The 344-nt window shown below is 71.5% G+C and carries 1 protein-coding gene; it reads right to left on the bottom strand.

All coding sequences use genetic code 11. The features are described from left to right. Positions 1–211: hypothetical protein (locus V5O49_RS00185; protein WP_332900457.1), on the bottom strand; the 211-nt coding region annotated here is incomplete at its 3' end. Positions 212–344: the final 133 nt, after the last annotated feature.

The following is a 344-nucleotide window of genomic DNA, read 5'->3' as shown; positions in this document are numbered from 1 at the left end:
GCGCGTCGACGTCCTGGTGCTTCGTGAACCCGTTGGCGGCGCCCGCGTCGCCGACGAAGTTCAACGCGTTTTCGGTGTACTTCGCCGCCCAGCCGCTGGCGTGCGCCCAGACGTTGTATCGGTCGGCGCGGACGAGGCTCAGGGCGGCCCGCGCGTCCCCGTTCGTCTGCGGGACGGCGGGGATGGCGGCGTCGCTTCTTCCTTTCGACATCACATGTAACGCGTCTCGCGATCGGGCGCATCGCAGCCGGACGACGTCGACGAGGGCGACGCGTCGGACCCCAGCGACGCCGCGGCCCTGCAGAACCTCAGGAAGGAGGCCGTGGCGACCGGCGAGGCCGGGC

Source organism: Isoptericola haloaureus (assembly GCF_036689775.1).
In the GTDB taxonomy this organism is placed as follows: domain Bacteria; phylum Actinomycetota; class Actinomycetes; order Actinomycetales; family Cellulomonadaceae; genus Isoptericola; species Isoptericola haloaureus.
Note: the sequence above shows the minus strand (reverse complement) of the source record. Positions and strands in the feature narration are given on the sequence as shown.